Source organism: Actinocrinis sp., from assembly GCF_035938995.1.
GTDB lineage: Bacteria > Actinomycetota > Actinomycetes > Streptomycetales > Catenulisporaceae > DASZGI01.
On the sequence record NZ_DASZGI010000234.1, the window covers coordinates 1 to 15,036 of the forward strand.

Sequence of the window (15,036 nt, forward strand, 5' to 3'; positions counted from 1 at the left end):
TTCGAGGCCGATTCCGGCCACGCCGGAGATCCCGATGCAGGAGAAGTCGTCGCCGCGGAACACCTTCTCGATGTCCCGCTGGGCGATCATGTTCCCCGCGGTGGAGCGCCGGTCGCCCGCCATGATCACGCCGCCGTCGAAATCCACGGCCACGATCGTGGTGCCGTGCGGCAGGTCCGCGGCGGCCTGCCCGCCCGGCCCCGCCGCAGCCTGCCCGCCCGGCCCCGCCGCAGCCTGCCCGCCCGGCCCCGCCGCGGCCGGGCCGGCCGCGCCACCGGGCAGCAGGCCGGGGGCGGACGCGGCGAGGAAGTCCGCGAACGACGAGGTGCCCACGCTCAGGCACGCGGCAGTGAACTGCCCTCCCAGGTAGTCGGTGCCCACGAGGTTCCTTCCGGTTAGTTGACCCTTCTGCCTCCCTGCGACCCTACTGCCGCGCGAGCCCCGCCTGAGCCGGCGCGGCGGCCGGAGGGATCAGCTCAGCGCGAACCGGGCGGAGGTCACTCCCCGCCCTTCTGGACATAGGAGCGGACGAACTCCTCGGCGTTCTCCTCGAGGACCTCATCGATCTCGTCGAGGATCGCCTCCACGTCGTCGCTGAGCTTCTCCTGGCGTTCCTTGACTTCGACTTCCTCGGCTGCCTCAGGGGCCGCGTCCTCGGCCTCCTCGCTGCGCCTGGTGGTCTGTCGCTGGCCGCCAGTGTCCTTCGTTGCCATACGATCCTCCGTGCTCCTGGGCGTCCTCGCCGCCTCAACCGTATCCTCGCCAGCCAGGAGCCTGCCCAATCCTGGGCTGGCGGGTCAGCGGCACGGAGCGGGCTCAGCCCCCGGTGAGCGCGGCGACCAGGTCGGTCGCGGTCCGGCAGCGGTCGATCAGGTCGCCCACGTGCGCCTTGGTGCCGCGGAGGGGCTCCAGGGTTGGCACCCGCTGCAGCGAGTCGTGCCCGGGTATGTCGAAAATCACCGAGTCCCACGACGCGGCGGCCACAGAGTCCGGGTATTTCTGCAGGCAGCGGCCGCGGAAGTAGGCCCGGGTGTCCTCGGGAGGCTGCTCCATGGCCCGGGCCACCTCATCGTCGGACACGATGCGGAGCATCCGGCCCCGGGCCGCGAGCCGGTTGTACAGGCCGCGCTCCGGGCGCACATCGGAATACTGCAGGTCCACGAGCTGCAGCCGGGGGTGCCCCCAGCCCAGCCGGTCCCGGGTCCGGTATCCCTCGAGCAGTTCCAGCTTGGCCACCCAGTCGAGTTCCCTGGACGTCAGCATCGGGTCCTCGGCGAGCCGGCCCAGCACCGATTCCCACCGGTCCAGGACGTCAGCGGTCATCTCGTCGACGTCGGCGCCGTACCTGTCCTCGGTGTACTTGCGGGCCCGGTCCAGGTACTCCAGCTGCAGCTGGACCGCGGTCATCTTCCGGCCGTCCCGCAGGGTGACCAGGTGCCGGCAGGCCGGGTCGTGGGAGATCGCCCGCAGCTCGGCCACCGGCGTCTCCAGCGCGAGGTCGCCGTCGAGGAACTTTTCCTCGATCATCGCCAGCACCAGGGCCGTGGTGCCGAGCTTGAGGTAGGTGCTGATCTCGCTCATGTTCGCGTCGCCGATGATCACGTGCAGGCGGCGGTACTTCTCCGGATCGGCGTGCGGCTCGTCGCGGGTGTTGATGATCGGCCGCTTGAGCGTGGTCTCCAGGCCGACCTCGACCTCGAAGAAGTCGGCCCGCTGGCTGATCTGGAAGCCCTCGTTCCGGCCGTCGGCGCCCTGGCCGACCCGGCCGGCTCCGCAGACGACCTGCCGCGAGACGAAAAACGGGGTCAGGTTCCTGACGATGTCCGCGAACGGGGTCGCACGGCGCATCAGGTAGTTCTCGTGGCAGCCGTAGGAGGCGCCCTTGTTGTCGGTGTTGTTCTTGTAGAGCTGGATGGGCGAGGCGCCGGGCACGGTGGCCGCCTTGAGCGCGGCCTCGGCCATCACCCGCTCGCCCGCCTTGTCCCAGATCACGGCCGCCCGCGGGCTGGTGCACTCCGGAGTGGAGTACTCCGGGTGGGCGTGGTCCACGTACAGCCGGGCACCGTTGGTGAGGATGACGTTGGCCAGCCCGAGGTCCTCGTCGGTGAGCTGGCTGGAGTCGGCCGCCTCCCTGGTGAGGTCGAAGCCGCGGGCGTCGCGGAGCGGGTTCTCCTCCTCGAAATCCCAGCGTGCCCGGCGCGTCCTGGCCGAGGTCGCCGCCTGATAGGCGTTCACCACCTGCGAGGAGGTGACCATGGCATTGGCACCCGGCTGGCCGGGCACCGAGATGCCGTACTCGGTCTCGGTCCCCATCACGCGCCGCACGCTCATGGTGAAAGCCTAGCCGGGCCTGGCAGCGCACCAGCGGTGACCGCGCCGCGCTCCTACCACTACAGGTACTGGCCTGTGTTGGCGACCGTGTCGATGGAGCGCCCGGCCTCGGTGCCCTGCTTGCCGGAGACCAGGGTCCTGATGTACACGATCCGCTCGCCCTTCTTGCCGGAGATGCGGGCCCAGTCGTCCGGGTTGGTGGTGTTGGGCAGGTCCTCGTTCTCCTTGAACTCGTCGACGCAGGCGCCGAGCAGGTGGGAGACGCGCAGGCCCTTCTGGCCATGGTCCAGGAAGTCCTTGATCGCGGACTTCTTCGCCCGGTCGACGATGTTCTGGATCATCGCGCCGGAGTTGAAGTCCTTGAAGTAGAGGACCTCCTTGTCGCCGTTGGCGTAGGTGACCTCGAGGAAGCGGTTCTCGTCGGTCTCCGAGTACATCCGCTCCACGGTGTTCTGGATCATGCCCTGGACGCAGGCGTCCCGGTCGCCGCCGTGCTCGGCCAGGTCCTCGGAGTGCAGCGGCAGCGATTTGGTGACGTACTTGGAGAAGATGTCCTTGGCCGCCTCGGCGTCCGGCCGCTCGATCTTGATCTTGACATCCAGCCGGCCGGGCCGCAGGATCGCCGGGTCGATCATGTCCTCGCGGTTGGAGGCGCCGATCACGATGACGTTCTCCAGGCCCTCGACGCCGTCGATCTCGGACAGCAGCTGGGGCACAATGGTGTTCTCGACGTCGGAGGAGACGCCCGAACCGCGGGTGCGGAACAGCGAGTCCATCTCGTCGAAGAACACGATGACCGGGGTGCCCTCGCTGGCCTTCTCGCGCGCCCGCTGGAAGACCAGGCGGATGTGCCGCTCGGTCTCGCCGACGTACTTGTTCAGCAGCTCGGGGCCCTTGATGTTGAGGAAGTAGCTCTTGCCCTTGTCCTTGCCGTTGATCTCGGCGACCTTCTTGGACAGCGAGTTGGCGACGGCCTTGGCGATCAGCGTCTTGCCACAGCCGGGAGGGCCGTAGAGCAGCACACCCTTCGGCGGGCGCAACTCGTGCTCGCGGAAGAGGTCGGGGTGCAGGTAGGGCAGCTCGACCGCGTCGCGGATCTGCTCGATCTGCCCGGTCAGCCCTCCGATGTCGTGGTAGTCGATGTCCGGGACTTCCTCCAGGACCAGTTCCTCGACCTCGGACTTCGGGACCCGCTCGTAGACGTATCCGGACCGCGGCTCGAGCAGCAGGGCGTCGCCGGCCCGGACGGTGGTGTCCAGCAGCGGCTCGGCGAGCCGGACCACCCGCTCCTCGTCGGTGTGGCCGATGACCAGTGCCCGCTCGCCGTCCTCGAGGATCTCCTTGAGCATGACGATCTCGCCGACGCGCTCGAAGCCGAAGCCGGCCACGATGTTGAGCGCCTCGTTGAGCATGACCTCCTGGCCGGGCCGCAGCTCGGACAGCTCGATGTTGGGGGTGACGGTGACCCGCAGCTTGCGGCCTCCGGTGAAGATGTCGGCGGTGCCGTCCTCGTTGGCCTCGAGGAACACCCCGAAACCCGACGGAGGCTGGGCGAGGCGGTCGATCTCCTCCTTGAGCGCGACGATCTGGTCGCGCGCGTCCCGGAGGGTCGCGACGAGACGCTCGTTCTGCGCGGTCAGGCCGGCGACCGTGGCCTGGAGCTCGCCGACACGCTCTTCGAGCGCGCGGCTGCCGCGGGGCGCCTCGGCCAGGCGGCGCCGCAGGACGGCGATCTCCTGTTCGAGGTACGCGACCTGCGCCATGGGGTCGGCCTCGGGGCCGAGCGGATTGGCACCGCGGCCCGACCGGGATCCGGGGGCGCGCAGAGGCTTGTCGTCTTCGTGGGCTGGCACGGTCCTCACCTCCTCGCGGGGTGCTGCGACGATACGTCACTACCTAACGAACGGCACTCGCAAACGGTTCTCAGGGGACCTGTTGGCGAGGTGCCGTTGCGGGGAACGGTCGCCCGGCGCGAGGCCGGCGCGTGTGTCCCCCTCTTCGTCAGCAACACGTCCAAGAACACAATTCCCCCTTCACCGCTCGTTCATGTGGGGCAGCGGGCACCCGTTCGGATCAGGCCCGCGGGCTTCACCGCGCGTGATCCGTTCGGGGGCTCGATCATTACGCGAACGAGGTGTCGTTGTCGAGGGCGTTCCGGAGCGCTGCGCGGTTTCCGACCGGCGCGTGGCGACTTGTTAGGGTCGAGGCGTAGACGACGACGCGGATGGGGATGACTGCCCGGATGAGCAGCGATGGGCTCGAAGTCTGGATCGACCAGGACCTGTGCACCGGTGACGGATTGTGCGCGCAGTACGCCGCAGACGTCTTCGAACTGGACATCGACGGCCTCGCGTATGTGAAGGATGCCACGGGCGCCTTGTGCACCGATCGGGGCTCGAAGGCCGCGGTGCCGGACGATCTCGAGCTCGCCGTGATCGACTCGGCGAAGGAATGTCCGGGAGACTGCATCCACGTGCGGCGAGTCGCGGACGGCGTGATGATCGCCGGTCCGGACGCGGCTTAGGCGCACCGACCCGCAGTTTAGCGCCGCACTGGCGCTTCTTTAGCTTGACCGGAGTATCCAGAACCGTGCCCGGCCGACTTACCTGACGCCTATACCTCATATATAGGGGCGAGCGCCCATATCTCAGGCACACAACGCCCACCGCCGCGTCGCTTTACACGGCGCAGTGACCCTTAGGCCCAGCCGGACGCGGAATGAGCCGCGATAGTACTACGGCAGATCGCCCCGCCGTGCCAGGCGAGCCTCCCGGGCCGCGGCCTGAGCGTCGCGGTCGTCGTCGGCGGGAGAGGGCGACCAGGCGTCGTCGGCGTCGGCTGCCTTGGCCGGACGACGGCGGCGCGGCGGCAGGTCCACTCCGTCGGCGGTGCGGCGAGCGGTGACCAGGAAGCCGGTATGGCCGACCATCCGATGATCGGGCCGGACGGCCAGTCCTTCGACGTGCCAGGTGCGGACCATCGACTCCCAGGCGGTGGGCTCGGCGAAGCGGCCGTGCTCGCGGATAGTCTCCACAGTGCGGGACAGCTGCGTGGTGGTGGCGACGTAGCAGATCAACACGCCGCCCGGGACCAGCACCTTAGCCACGCTGTCGACGCACTCCCAGGGGGCGAGCATGTCGAGCACGACCCGGTCCATCTCGTCTGGGCGGAGGGAGGAGACCAGGTCGCCGACGGTGAGGGTCCAGGCGGGATGGTCGGCGCCGAAGAAGTTGCGCACGTTCCGCTCGGCGATGCGGGCGAAGTCCTCGCGCCGCTCATAAGAATGCACGGCTCCCGAGTCACCGACTGCCCGCAGCAGGGAGCAGGTCAGCGCGCCGGAGCCGACGCCGGCCTCGAGCACCCGCGCGCCGGGATACAGGTCGGCCATGGCGACGATCTGCGCAGCGTCCTTCGGGTAGACCACGGCGGCACCGCGCGGCATGGACAGGACGTAGTCCGACAGCAGCGGGCGCAGGGCGACGTAGTCCATGCCGCCAGTGGAGCGCACCACGCTGCCTTCCGGCTTCCCGATCAGCGCGTCGTGCTCGAACGATCCCTTGTGAGTGTGGAATTGCTTGCCGGGCTGCAGCGGAAAGGTATGGTGCCGTCCCTTGGTGTCGGTCAACTGGACGAGGTCGCCCGCCTTGAAGGGCCCGCTGCGGTGCTCGCGCAGTGCCTTGACATCCCTGACAGTGTCACTCACATGCTCAAGTCTAATGGCGCGGTGCAGCTCCCCAGGTCGCTCACGCGCCCATCCCCGTCACCCCCGCAAGAACGCGTGCTCCACGTCCGCCGCCGCCAGCACACCGTAAATCGCACCATTCGGTTCGGTCACGAGATACTCCGGCGCCGGCGCAGCACGCAGGGCGGCTAGCAACCGCTCCCCGCCGAGATCGGTGGTCAGAGTCATCCCAGGGCGCAGGGCCCGCGACAGCGCGCCAACCTGTATCCACGGGTGGCGCTCCGGCGGAGTGGCGGTGACCGACGCCTCATGCACGATCGCGGTGGGCCGACCGTCATGGTCCACGACGACGACCGCACGGGCACCGATCTCAGCGGCCCTCCGCAGCGCCTCCGACAGCGGCAGGTCCGCGGTGACCGGCACGGCCCGGCGGGTGAGATTGCGGACCTGGAGCCGGGGGATCCGATCGCGCAGCTTGGCGATGGTGAGCGACTGGCTGGCGCCGATCCAGATGAACGCCGCGATGAAGGCCGCCCACGTGATCGTGTAGAGATCGGCGCCGCCGTTGTTCTGGTTCCGCCCCTGCCAGACGGCGAAGACCAACACGCCCACGGCCAGCGCGCGCCCGGTCCACGCGGCCGCGACGGTGCCGCTCATGGGCTTCTTGGTAACCGCCCAGACGATCGAGCGCAGCACGCGTCCGCCGTCGAGCGGCAGCCCGGGAAGCATGTTGAAGACTCCGACCACCAGGTTGGAGCTCCACACGGCGATGAGGATGTAGGCGGCGACCATCAGCGCGGTCGAGGATGTGTGGCTGACCGGAGGCAGCGCCTTGAACACGCCGTAGAAGATGCCGCCCAGGCCGAACGAGAGCGCTGGTCCGGCTATCGCCACAGCCAGTTCCCGCGCTGGGGTCTCCGGCTCGCGCTCGATCTCGGACACGCCGCCAAGGAAGTAGATGACGATGCGGCGCACTGGAAGGCCGAACGCCTTTGCCACGACGCTGTGGGCCAACTCGTGTAGCAGAACGGAGAGGTAAAGCAGCACGGCGAAGCTGAAGGCGACCAGGAAGCGCGCGTTCCCGATCCGATCACCGAGCGTAGTGTCGCCCAGCTGATTGCCGAAGTAGTACGTGATGAAAGCGGCGATCAAGAACCAGGTCGGCGAGACGACGATCGGGATCCCGAACGGACTGCCCATGCCCAGCCCGCCGCCGCTCTGCCGCGGCGGGGGTGCCTGGGGAGGCCGGCCCGTGTCGCCAGAGGGACCGCCGCCCGAATTCGGATTTACGTCGCTCACATAGGCGATGCTACGTGGATACGGCGGCGTGGGCTGACTTGGTCGGCCTCCGGTGATCGGATTCATACGACCTCGACACGGCGCACACCATTCCTGCTCCCCATGCCGCTCCCGTCACCGCTCTTCGCTCGCTTCAACTCCCCCACTGCCCGTCCCCGTCCCACTCGTCTCCTCGCCCCACACCGGTTCCCCACCCCTCGCCCGTTCCCCACCCATCGCTCCCGCGCGTCACCCCATCCAGTCCCCGCACCTCTCCCCGCCCGTTCCCCTGTGGCTCTTTGCCGCACCCCTCCGTCGCGCCCGTTCAACCCCCACCCACGTCTCCCAGCCTCACCTCTCACCCATGTCTCCCCCGCCCCATCGACCTCCCATGTCTCCCCCGCCTCATCGACCTCCCGCTACCCGTTCCCGCAGCCTCTCGTGCTCCTTTCACCCCTCCACTATCAGCCCTCTACCACCATCGACCAGTCTTCATCTCCGTCACTCCACTATTCCCACGCACCGATAAGAGTGCGGCGTGTGCCGTCCGACAATTACTGTCGGTGGCTTCCGCTATGGTCAGCGTCATGGACGGCACGATGGTGGGCGACAGTGGTCCGGACAGCGCGGAGCCCGGGGCCTTATTCGAGGTCGAACAGCCTCCACAGCCCGTGCGTGTACCCGCGGCGCTGTCGCCATCGAGGGCGGCCGACTTCATGCAGTGCCCGCTGCTGTTTCGGCTGCGCACCATCGACAAGCTGCCCGAGCCGCCGAGCCCCGCGGCCACGCGCGGAACCCTCGTGCACGCCGTGCTCGACCGGCTCTTCGACCTGCCGGCCGGATCTCGCACGCCCGACCGAGCGGCCGAACTGCTGGAACCGGAGTGGGACCGCCTCGTCACCGAGACCCCGGAGCTCGGCACCCTGTTCAGCTCGCCGGACGAGGTCACCGAGTGGTTGGCCACGGCCAAGTCGCTGCTCGGCAAGTACTTCACGCTGGAAGACCCGAACCGCCTCGAGCCGGCCAAGCGGGAGTGGTTCGTGCGAGCGGTCGTCGGCGAGGGCGAGGAGCGCCTCGTACTGCGCGGAGTCGTCGACCGGCTCGACATCGCTCCGGGCGGCCTGCTGCGCGTGGTCGACTACAAGACCGGTAAGGCACCGTCGCCCGGATTCGAGACCAAGTTCCTCTTCCAGATGAAGTTCTACGCGCTGGTGCTGTGGAAGCTGCGCGGCGTGGTGCCCAAACGGCTCCAGCTGATCTTCCTCGGCAGCGGCGATCTGCTGACCTACGATCCGGACGAACGGGATCTGCACTACACGGAACTGAAGGTGGTCGCCGTCTGGGCCGCGATCCGTTCAGCGATCCATACCGGACGCTGGACGCCGAGCCCATCCCGACTCTGCGACTGGTGCTCGTTCAAACCGATCTGCCCTGCGCACGGCGGCGAGACGCCTCCCGTTCCCGCGATAGAGATCGTCCAAGCCTGACGGTCAGGCCGACGCCATCCGCGCCAGCACACGCACAGCGTCCGCCCAATCGCGCCGCTCTGCTTCCCGGCTCAACTCCGTAGCGCGGTAGTAACGCCATCCACGCGCCCCTCGGTGGCTACCCCTCATGCTGCCCAGCTGCAAATCCGATTATCAGACCGTCGGGATATCAGGACACGGAGAGCGAATAGAACGTGACCCGGCCGCCGTCGGAGGCCGAAGAACCGCTCGTCGCCTGCTGATAGTCGCCCGCTTGGAAGCGCTGATCAGTGCCCATAAACGCCGGGACGACCTGCGCGGTCGACTTCTGGGTCTGACCGTTGTACGTCGCGGACAGCCCGAGCGTGCCGTCGCCGTTGTCCGTGATCGTGTAGCTGAACGTGCCGTTGAGCGGCACGCCGGTCAGCAGCGTGATGCTCTGCGACGATGAACCGTGCAGCACCTGCTTGACGATGACGACGATGTTCCCGTCGCGGTAGTGCAACATCACGAACGGGATCGACTTGATCGAACCACCGCCGTGCACCTGGCCGACGCAGATGTCCGGATTGGACTGCGGTACCTGGCTCACGCTTACCGTCGCACTGAGCGTGTGAACTCCGCTGCCGAACATCCAGTCGTTCGTCGAGACCAGCTCAGTACGCGCATGCTGGGAGTTGGCCGTTGTCGCACCGGACGACGGAGCCCAGAACGTGAGGCTTCCGTCAGCATTGCTGGTCAACCACGGCTCGGTGACTGCGGCGGTGCTGAGCTGCTTGGCGGTCCCGCTGAGACTTCCTGCGGAGTCGACCGGCAGGGTCAGCTTCCATCCAGCCAGCGCAATCGGCCCGGAGACTGCGGGTGCCGAGGGCGCCACCGACGTGAGCGGCCCGGCGCTCGAGCTGGGCTGGGTCTCGTCGTCGCCGGTGGAGTCGGACGACGAGATGTCGGTCGGCGACCCCGCTCCTGCAGGTTGCGCGCTCGGCGAAGACACGGCGCCGGTCGCTGCCTGCTTCGAACCTCCGAACGAGCCGCTCATCACCAATCCCACCACGGTCAGGGTGGCGGCGAGCCCTACCGCGATACCCGCTAGAAAGCCTCGCCGTGCGTAGAACTGTTGCACCAACCAACTGCGCTCCGCCACTGCCGAACCCCTTGATTCCGACTTCTGCCCGTGACCGGCCTGCGGATCAGGCAGGACGGACCGAGCCTACTGGGGTTCGGATAACAACCATGTGAGCATCTCAGAACAAAGCGCGCAGCGTGTCCAGGTTGACCGCCGCGATCGAGTCCATCATCGTCAGGCGCGGATGCGGCGGGATCACAGCCACGTGCGATATCGCCACCACCCGGCATCCGGCCGCAATCCCGGACGCGGTTCCGTTGGGCGAATCCTCGATGACAACGCAGCGCTCCGGTTCAACCTCGAGCAACCGGGCGGCCTTGACGTAGGGTTCCGGGTCCGGCTTGCCGAGTGTCACATCGTCACCCGAGACGGTGAACCAGAAATGATCGGGGCCTATCGAGGCGAGACAGGCATCGACAATCCGCCGCGAGGACGCCGACACCAGTGCGGTCGGCATGCCCGCCGAGTCCAGTGCGGTCAACAGCTCTTTCGCTCCGGGCATCAGGTCCATGCCCTGGCCCAGGCGCTCGGCCATCGCGTCCTCGATCCGTACGTTCAGCTGTTCTGGTGTCAGCGGGATCCCGCTGACTTCCAGCAGGTACGCGACGGCGACCTCGTTCGGCTGCCCGAGCACCCGTGGCCAGTGCTCGGGCCCGAGTCGGTACCCGAACTCCGCCAGGATGGCCACCTCGGTGTCGAACCAGATCGGCTCGGAGTCGATCAGGGTGCCGTCCATGTCGAACAGCACGGCATCGGGGGGTGTGTGCAATGTTTCGCTTTCCGGTCTGTCGCGCGGGCGCTCACGCGTTGAAGTACTTCGCTTCAGGATGGTGGATCACGATGGCGTCGGTCGACTGCTCGGGGTGCAGCTGATACTCCTCGGACAGGTCCACGCCGATCCTGGACGGCTCGAGCAGCTCGACGATCTTTGCTCGGTCCTCGAGGTTCGGGCAGGCGCCATAGCCGAGGGAGAAGCGCGCGCCGCGGTAATCGAGCTTGAGCATTCCGTCCAGTGTGGCCGGATCCTGGGCGCCGAATCCGAGCTCGGCGCGCACCCGGGCGTGCCAGTACTCGGCGAGTGCCTCGGTGAGCTGGACGGACAGGCCGTGCAGCTCGAGATAGTCGCGGTAGGCATTGCCCGCGAACAGCTTCGCCGTCTCCTCGGCGATCCTGGATCCGACGGTGACCAGCTGGAACGCCACGACATCGGTCTCGCCGCCGTCTTGTGGGCGGAAGAAGTCGGCCAGGCACAGGTGCCGGTCACGCCGCTGGCGCGGGAAGGCGAACTGGGTGCGTTCGTTTCCGTGTTCGTCGAGCACGATCAATGAGTCGCCTTTGGAGACGGCGGGGAAGTAGCCGTAGACGACGGCGGCTTCCAGCAAGTTCCCCGTGTGCAGGCGGTCGAGCCACATGCGCAGGCGCGGACGTCCCTCGGTCTCGACCAGTTCTTCGTAAGTCGGGCCGGCCTTCTGGCCCTGCGAGCCGCCAGATTGCGTGCCACGGTCACGGACCGCGCCGCCACCACCACGCGTTCCACGCAACCCCCACTGACCGAGGAACGTGGCGCGCTCATCGAGCCACGACGCGTAATCGGCGAGCGCGATGCCCTTGATCACACGCGTGCCCCAGAACGGCGGGGTGGGCACGGGGTTGTCGGTCGCGACGTCCGAACGCTCGGGCATTTCACCCGGTTCGGTAACGATGAGCTGACTCGCCGGAGCCACGCGGCGCTTGCGCAGTTCGGGCAGAGCCGCACCGGGAGTACCGGCCTTGACTGCCGCGACCACGTCCATCAGTCGCAGGCCCTCGAACGCGTCGCGGGCGTAACGCACTTCTCCCTCGTACAGCTCGGCGAGATCCTGTTCCACGTAGGCGCGGGTCAGCGCTGCTCCACCCAGAAGAACCGGCCAGCGGCTGGCGACGCCGCGCGCGTTCATCTCCTGCAGGTTCTCCTTCATGACCACGGTGGATTTCACGAGCAGTCCGGACATGCCGACCACGTCGGCGTCGTGTTCTTCCGCCGCTTGCAGGATGGAGGAGATCGGCTGCTTGATGCCGAGGTTGACAACGCTGTAGCCGTTGTTGGTCAGGATGATGTCGACCAGGTTCTTGCCAATGTCGTGCACGTCACCCTTGACTGTGGCCAGCACGATGGTCGCCTTACCCGAAGAGTCACTCTTCTCCATGTGCGGCTCCAGGTACGCGACCGCGTTCTTCATCACTTCGGCCGACTGCAGGACGAAGGGAAGCTGCATCTGGCCGGAGCCGAACAGTTCGCCGACTGTCTTCATGCCTTCGAGCAGCACCTCGTTGACGACGCTGAGGGCCGATCGGGTGGTGAGCGCCTCGTCGAGGTCCGCTTCGAGGCCGTTGCGCTCGCCGTCGACGATGCGCCGCTGGAGCCGTTCCTCGAGCGGTAGTGCGGCGAGTTCCTGCGCGCGCGACGCCTTTGCCGACGCCGCCGACACTCCCTCGAACAACTCAAGGAAGCGAGTGAGAGGGTCGTAGGCAGGCTCGTCGTCCGCGGCCGGCCGACGCCGGTCGTACACCAGGTCGAGCGCGACCTCGCGCTGCTCCTCTGGGATCCGCGAGATCGGCAGGATTTTCGAGGCGTGCACGATCGCCGAGTCGAGGCCGGCCTCGACGCATTCGTGCAGGAAAACGGAGTTGAGCACCTGGCGCGCGGCCGGGTTCAGACCGAAGGAGATATTCGACAAGCCGAGCGTGGTCTGCACGCCGGGGTGGCGCCGCTTGAGCTCTCGGATGGCCTCGATCGTCTCGAGCCCGTCCCGCCGGGACTCTTCCTGGCCGGTGGCGATCGTGAAGGTCAAGCAGTCGACCAGGATCGACGACTCGCGCACGCCCCAGCCGCCTGCCTCCCTCGGTCTCGTGATGTCGGCGATCAGCCGTTCGGCGACCGCGACCTTCCGCTCGGCGGTGCGGGCCTGGCCCTCCTCGTCGATGGTCAGCGCGATCACACCCGCGCCGTGCTCCGCGACCAGCGCCATCGTTCGGGCGAAGCGGGAGTCGGGGCCGGTCCCGTCCTCGTAGTTGACCGAGTTGATCACCGCTCGGCCACCGAGTAGTTCGAGCCCTGCCTCGAGGACGTTCGGCTCGGTCGAGTCGAGCACGATCGGCAGCGTCGAGGCGGTGGCCATCCGGCCCGCCACCTCGCGCATGTCAGCCGCCCCGTCGCGGCCGACATAGTCCACGCATAGGTCCAGTAGGTGTGCGCCGTCGCGGATCTGGGCCCTGGCGATCTCGATGCACGCGTTCCAGTCCTCCGCCAGCAACGCCTCGCGGAACGCCTTGGATCCGTTCGCGTTCGTCCGCTCCCCGATCGCCAGGAACGAGGTCTCCTGCCGGAACGGGACGGTTTGATAGAGCGAGGCGGCGCCGGGCTCGGGCCGGGGCGAGCGGCGGACGATCTCCCGGCCGCGGACCCGCTCGACGACCTGCCGAAGATGCTCGGGTGTCGTGCCGCAGCAACCCCCGACGAGCGAGAGGCCGTAGTCGCGCGCGAAGGTGTCGAGCGCGTCAGCGAGTTCCACGGGGGTGAGCGGGAAGTCCGCACCATGCTGGCCGAGTACCGGCAGGCCGGCATTCGGCATGCAGGAGAGGCCGATGCTCGCCTGCTTGGCCAGGTAGCGCAGGTGCTCGCTCATCTCGGCGGGGCCGGTCGAGCAGTTGAGACCGATCATTTCGATGCCGAGCGGCTCCAGCGACGTCAGCGCCGCACCGATCTCGGAGCCCAGGAGCATCGTGCCGGTGGTCTCGACTGCCACCTGTGCCATGACGGGAAGGTCGACACCGGCGGCCTTCAGCGCACGCCGGACGCCGACGATCGCCGCCTTCACCTGCAGCAGATCCTGGCTGGTCTCGACGAGCAACGCGTGCGCCCCGCCCGCGATGAGCCCTGCGGCTTGCTGCTGGTAGCCGTCGCGCAGCGCGCCATACGTCAAGTGGCCGAGGGACGGCAGCTTGGTCCCGGGTCCGATCGAGCCGATCACCCAGCGCGGCCGGTCCTGGGTGCTGTAGCCGTCGGCGACCTCGCGAGCCAGGCGCGCTCCCGCCTCTGCGAGTTCATAGATGCGGTCCGCGATCCCGTACTCGCCGAGAGCGGAGAGGTTTACGCCAAAAGTGTTGGTCTCGACCGCGTCGACGCCGACGGCGAAGTAGGCGTCGTGCACGGAGCGGACGATGTCGGGTCGCGACGCGTTCAGAACGTCGACGCACCCTTCGAGGCCCTGGTAGTCGTCCAGGGTCGGCTCGTGGGCGTGCAGCATCGTGCCCATTGCTCCGTCCGCGACGACGACTCGCGCGGAAAGCGCCCGGCGCAGTTCGGCGGCGGTGGCGGTCATGGGCATGCCCTCTCTGCGATGGCGGACTCGAAGCCCGGCCAGGCGCCTCCGGTCGCGGTCCCGAGACGGGTCCGCGCCGCCGCCCGGACGGACTCGGGGACAGACTATTTCTCCCGGCCGTGCGGCCCTTCGCTCTTCAAGGGTACCGACGGGCGCGCACCCGGCGGCGGACCGTCTCACGGGCGTAGGCTGAGAGCGGCGTGCGCCATCCGAGTGCCGCTGCGGTTTTTTGGGATCTCCTGGGCGCCCGTCGCACAGGGCCGATGACGACGAGGAGGCGCGGGTGATCGAGCTCGAGGAGCTGCCCGAGCTGGTCGACCCCGTGATGGTCGCGGCGTTCGAGGGGTGGAACGACGCCGCCGACGCCGCGTCCAACGCGGTCCGGCACCTGGCGGACGTGCTCGATTCGGACCTGTTCGGCGCGATGGACGCCGAGGATTACTATGATTTCCAGGTCAACCGGCCGACCCTGGCACTCGGCGACGACGGTGAGCGGGAGATCGTCTGGCCCACCACGCGTTTCTCGGTCGCGCGGGTGCCGGTGGCCGCCTCCCGGACCGGTTCGGCGGAGCCGGCTTTCCGGGACGTGGTCCTCGTCCACGGGATCGAGCCGAACATGCGCTGGCGCTCCTTTTGCGAGGAGCTGTTCGACCTGGCCAGGGACCTCGGGGTGACGACGATCGTGGCGCTGGGGGCGTTGCTGGCGGACGTGCCGCACACCCGCCCGGTGCCGGTCAGCGGTTCGTCGAACAACGAGGAACTGCAGTCCGCGCACGGACTGGACAAGCCGAC

At 68.1% G+C, this 15,036-nt stretch carries 11 protein-coding genes and 1 pseudogene; 3 read left to right on the forward strand and 9 right to left on the reverse strand.

The window, feature by feature from the left end; genetic code table 11:
* From VGZ32_RS16590 to arc, 4 genes and pseudogenes are all read right to left on the reverse strand, one after another.
* Nucleotides 1-381, reverse strand: a pseudogene (locus tag VGZ32_RS16590) (hypothetical protein); the annotation flags it as partial.
* 116 nt (nucleotides 382-497) lie between these two features.
* A complete protein-coding gene (locus VGZ32_RS16595; protein WP_326886956.1) occupies nucleotides 498-713 on the reverse strand; it encodes a ubiquitin-like protein Pup in 216 nt (71 codons plus the stop codon).
* 103 nt (nucleotides 714-816) lie between these two features.
* Nucleotides 817-2,331: a depupylase/deamidase Dop gene (gene dop, locus VGZ32_RS16600; RefSeq protein ID WP_326886957.1), complete on the reverse strand. Its 1,515-nt coding sequence runs from the start codon at nucleotides 2,329-2,331 to the stop codon at nucleotides 817-819.
* A 59-nt stretch (nucleotides 2,332-2,390) separates the two neighbouring features.
* Complete coding sequence (gene arc / locus VGZ32_RS16605) at nucleotides 2,391-4,184, reverse strand: proteasome ATPase (RefSeq protein WP_326886958.1); 1,794 nt, start codon at nucleotides 4,182-4,184, stop codon at nucleotides 2,391-2,393.
* Between the two features lie 377 nt (nucleotides 4,185-4,561).
* On the opposite strand from arc, the gene VGZ32_RS16610 reads away from it, so the two are divergent.
* Entirely contained in the window at nucleotides 4,562-4,855 is a 294-nt protein-coding gene (locus VGZ32_RS16610) for a ferredoxin (RefSeq protein WP_349263631.1), read from the forward strand.
* A 210-nt stretch (nucleotides 4,856-5,065) separates the two neighbouring features.
* On the opposite strand, the gene VGZ32_RS16615 is transcribed toward VGZ32_RS16610, so the two are convergent.
* Together VGZ32_RS16615 and VGZ32_RS16620 are read right to left on the reverse strand one after the other, a co-directional pair.
* Nucleotides 5,066-6,034 (reverse strand): tRNA (adenine-N1)-methyltransferase, encoded by a 969-nt coding sequence (locus tag VGZ32_RS16615; RefSeq protein ID WP_326886960.1) that lies wholly within the window; start codon nucleotides 6,032-6,034, stop codon nucleotides 5,066-5,068.
* A gap of 57 nt (nucleotides 6,035-6,091) precedes the next feature.
* Entirely contained in the window at nucleotides 6,092-7,312 is a 1,221-nt protein-coding gene (locus VGZ32_RS16620; protein ID WP_326886961.1) for a site-2 protease family protein, read from the reverse strand.
* A gap of 566 nt (nucleotides 7,313-7,878) precedes the next feature.
* On the opposite strand from VGZ32_RS16620, the gene VGZ32_RS16625 reads away from it, so the two are divergent.
* Nucleotides 7,879-8,778: a PD-(D/E)XK nuclease family protein gene (locus tag VGZ32_RS16625; RefSeq protein WP_326886962.1), complete on the forward strand. Its 900-nt coding sequence runs from the start codon at nucleotides 7,879-7,881 to the stop codon at nucleotides 8,776-8,778.
* A 169-nt stretch (nucleotides 8,779-8,947) separates the two neighbouring features.
* Here VGZ32_RS16625 and VGZ32_RS16630 read toward each other — a convergent pair whose 3' ends face one another.
* The 3 genes from VGZ32_RS16630 to metH all read right to left on the reverse strand — a co-directional run bounded on the left by VGZ32_RS16630 (nucleotide 8,948) and on the right by metH (nucleotide 14,244).
* The gene (locus VGZ32_RS16630) at nucleotides 8,948-9,901 is read right to left on the reverse strand and encodes a polysaccharide lyase family 7 protein (protein ID WP_326886963.1); all 954 of its coding nucleotides are present in this window, start codon (nucleotides 9,899-9,901) and stop codon (nucleotides 8,948-8,950) included.
* Nucleotides 9,902-10,001: 100 nt separating this feature from the next.
* Nucleotides 10,002-10,652: an HAD family phosphatase gene (locus VGZ32_RS16635; protein ID WP_326886964.1), complete on the reverse strand. Its 651-nt coding sequence runs from the start codon at nucleotides 10,650-10,652 to the stop codon at nucleotides 10,002-10,004.
* Nucleotides 10,653-10,683: 31 nt separating this feature from the next.
* Complete coding sequence (gene metH, locus VGZ32_RS16640) at nucleotides 10,684-14,244, reverse strand: methionine synthase (protein WP_326886965.1); 3,561 nt, start codon at nucleotides 14,242-14,244, stop codon at nucleotides 10,684-10,686.
* A 283-nt stretch (nucleotides 14,245-14,527) separates the two neighbouring features.
* Between metH and VGZ32_RS16645 the strand changes: the two genes are divergently transcribed.
* The coding region (locus tag VGZ32_RS16645) for a PAC2 family protein (protein WP_326886966.1) at nucleotides 14,528-15,036 on the forward strand (509 nt) is incomplete at its 3' end.

Coding starts and splice junctions, on each gene's coding strand:
- VGZ32_RS16595 (WP_326886956.1), bottom strand. CDS start 713: ATGGCAACGAAGGACACTGGCGGCCAGCGACAGACCACCAGGCGCAGC.
- dop (WP_326886957.1), bottom strand. CDS start 2,331: ATGAGCGTGCGGCGCGTGATGGGGACCGAGACCGAGTACGGCATCTCG.
- VGZ32_RS16610 (WP_349263631.1), top strand. CDS start 4,562: ATGACTGCCCGGATGAGCAGCGATGGGCTCGAAGTCTGGATCGACCAG.
- VGZ32_RS16625 (WP_326886962.1), top strand. CDS start 7,879: ATGGACGGCACGATGGTGGGCGACAGTGGTCCGGACAGCGCGGAGCCC.
- metH (WP_326886965.1), bottom strand. CDS start 14,244: ATGACCGCCACCGCCGCCGAACTGCGCCGGGCGCTTTCCGCGCGAGTC.